Source organism: Candidatus Micrarchaeota archaeon (genome assembly GCA_028866575.1).
Taxonomy (GTDB): Archaea; Micrarchaeota; Micrarchaeia; order Micrarchaeales; family Micrarchaeaceae; genus UBA12276.
Genome location: JAGWHU010000028.1, coordinates 1 through 2,518 on the forward strand (window position 1 = coordinate 1; position 2,518 = coordinate 2,518).

The following is a 2,518-nucleotide window of genomic DNA, read 5'->3' on the forward strand; positions in this document are numbered from 1 at the left end:
ATGCGCTTAAGGGCCATAGCGACATATTTGTCGGTTAATAACCTAGTACTTGATTCAGCTCCATCAGGTGAGTGAATTTCACTATTAGCGGGCTTTTCCAGGGTCAGGTTCAATCCAACATCTTCACCAGCCATAAGCAAGCTCCATTAACCGACGACCACCAACTGAGCGCCCTTGCGTAGATTATCTAACGCCCACAAAGGCTGAAGATTTGTATAGTGAAAGCATCGCCTTTGCTCCTCCAAGCTAGTTAAATCGAAGCTTGAGCAGGGTTGTATGTGGTCTACGTGCCATTTACCGTAGTTGTCCCAATTCATGCCACCATAAAATCTAGCCTCTAACCAACTAATAAGCTCATCCAGTGAGCAACCAAGGAGTTCAATTAGATGCACAGACTTAAGAGCATTACAACGACGCAACGCAACAGTAAGCCTACTACGCAAATTACAGGCTATTGCACATGAAGGATCATCTTTACGATGTTGGCGCTTCGCTTCGTTTATCTTATCCTTATTCGCCTGCTCCCACCGTTTGCAAATCTTACGAACGTGGGCAGGATTTTGCCGATACCTAGACTTGAAGTATTCCAATTTTGCTTCACGATTGACTTCATAATATTGCCGACACTTCTCCAAGCGCGCGGCTCTATGCTTGAGATAACTCTTACGATTAGCGGCTCGCGCAAGTTCTGGGTCTTTATAGGGCATACTAACCGACCACCCATGAGCCGCTAATTACTGTTTCAGGTTCGTAATCTTCTTCTGGCTCTGGCCATTCCATTTTCATGGCGGGATCGTGAATGCGTGCAAGAGCGTCTATCAAGTCGTCATTAGCCGTTGAGGGAAACCTTTTATATTCTTGCTCAACAAAAACCCTAACTAAATCTGTTTCGTTTCCTAGAGAATCCTCGAATGCTTGCTCTTTTGGTAACCAGATTCTACCTTCTCGAAAGGTAGGAATCAGTTGTCTAACCCTATCCTTCTTGCTTAGGTTGTGACCTATTCCAGTCTTCCCTAGCTCTTGAATAGTAAAACGAAAGTTGCCTTGTTCCATTCGCTCTTTTAGGTAAGAAACATCCGAAAGCAGCCCATATTGCTCAAATCCAACTCGTATAGGACGCCACTGCCTTACGAGACGAAACAGAGCATCCGCTCGTTCATAAGGATCAACGCGATCCCGAAACATGTGCAACACATAATAATTTCTATCCTCGCCGAGTCCTACCACGATTATTGCAGTGTAATTGCCTGTAGACTTCTTACTAAGTGCCGGATCGACCAAGATGTATCTATTAAGCCTATTACTGTCCAACTTGGAGAAATCGTAGAAATTTAGCCACTCCTCGGAAAACCAGCCACCCTCAAATGGTTGCGGCTCTTGCTGATATAGGGCGCTGAAAGTTGCTGGGTCGGATTTAAGCTCGGCTATTTCATCATCGGTGTAACGATTCTCCCAAAGTATAGAACCCTCCTTACGCCCATAAAAATCACTTTCACCGGCTTCGAATGGGAGCTTAATTACCTGCCAGCGCATAAATCCTTGCGAGGATCATAATGATCCCAGCCACTTTGCTCCAGCAACCAACCCTCAAAGGCCGAACCAAACCATCTGGTCATAACCACTAATATACTACCACCAGCCTGCATTCGAGTTCTAGCAGTGTTAACATATATGCTGCGTCTATTAGCCTCGTCAGCCTCACTAGCAGCACTAACACCGCTGCTTACAGGATCATCAATAATAAGTAAATCGGCTCCAATACCGGTTATAGTACCATTTAATCCTGCTGCTGTGTATCGACCACCAGAAATTGTATTAAACGCATCCTTGGCTCTGGAGTCGGCCTTGAGTCTGGACTTGGGGAACAGACTGCCATACAACTCCCCTTGCATTATATCACGAACCTGCCTACCAAAACCAGCGGCTAATACATCTGAATAACTAAGAGTAATTATACTATGAGTAGGATGATGCCCTAAATACCAAGGGGGAAAAGTAACAGTAACAAACGACGACTTGCCGTGACGAGGTGGTTCAAATATCATCAAACGCTTCAGCTCGCCAGCATTTACTTTCTCCAGCGCTGGTGCCAGTATGTCCTGCTGAAACCACAACGGGTCATAGCCGGAGTTCATGGCCAGGTAAAAAGCGCCGTAGTCGTTACGCAATGAGTCTGCGTAGACGTTACTAGTTCTCACTGGCAATGCTACTCAGGTAGTTCCTAGCTTGATGACATACACAAGGGCAAGTCAATACAGGAGCGTTGTGGTTGTAGCGGCGAGAGCAATAGTAGCAGCGATTCTTGGCCCTTATTCCGCTGGCGGTAATCTCGGAAGTTGTTTCAATTAAACGGGCCAGCAACGACGTCAAGGCTTCTATTCGTTGGGTCAAAAACTCCAAGTCGGCTGGTTTTATCTCGGGCGCAGGTTCGTTAAAAGTCAGCTTAGCTGGCGGCTTCGGCATGTTGATCTCCTATAAGCTTCAGCCCCAACTTGCGTGCCTCAGCGTCCAAAACCTT

General features: G+C 46.2%; 3 protein-coding genes. 1 reads left to right on the forward strand and 2 read right to left on the reverse strand.

Translation table 11 applies throughout. The features are described from left to right. Window positions 1-708: 708 nt before the first annotated feature. Window positions 709-1,533, reverse strand: coding sequence for a hypothetical protein (locus tag KGI06_06120; GenBank protein MDE1871784.1), 825 nt, complete (start codon window positions 1,531-1,533; stop codon window positions 709-711). Next, complete coding sequence (locus KGI06_06125) at window positions 1,518-2,168, reverse strand: hypothetical protein (protein MDE1871785.1); 651 nt, start codon at window positions 2,166-2,168, stop codon at window positions 1,518-1,520. Before KGI06_06125 ends, KGI06_06120 begins: the two co-directional genes overlap by 16 nt. Before the next feature lie 134 nt (window positions 2,169-2,302). Between KGI06_06125 and KGI06_06130 the strand changes: the two genes are divergently transcribed. Next, a partial coding sequence (locus KGI06_06130) for a hypothetical protein (GenBank protein MDE1871786.1) occupies window positions 2,303-2,518 on the forward strand: 216 nt, incomplete at its 3' end.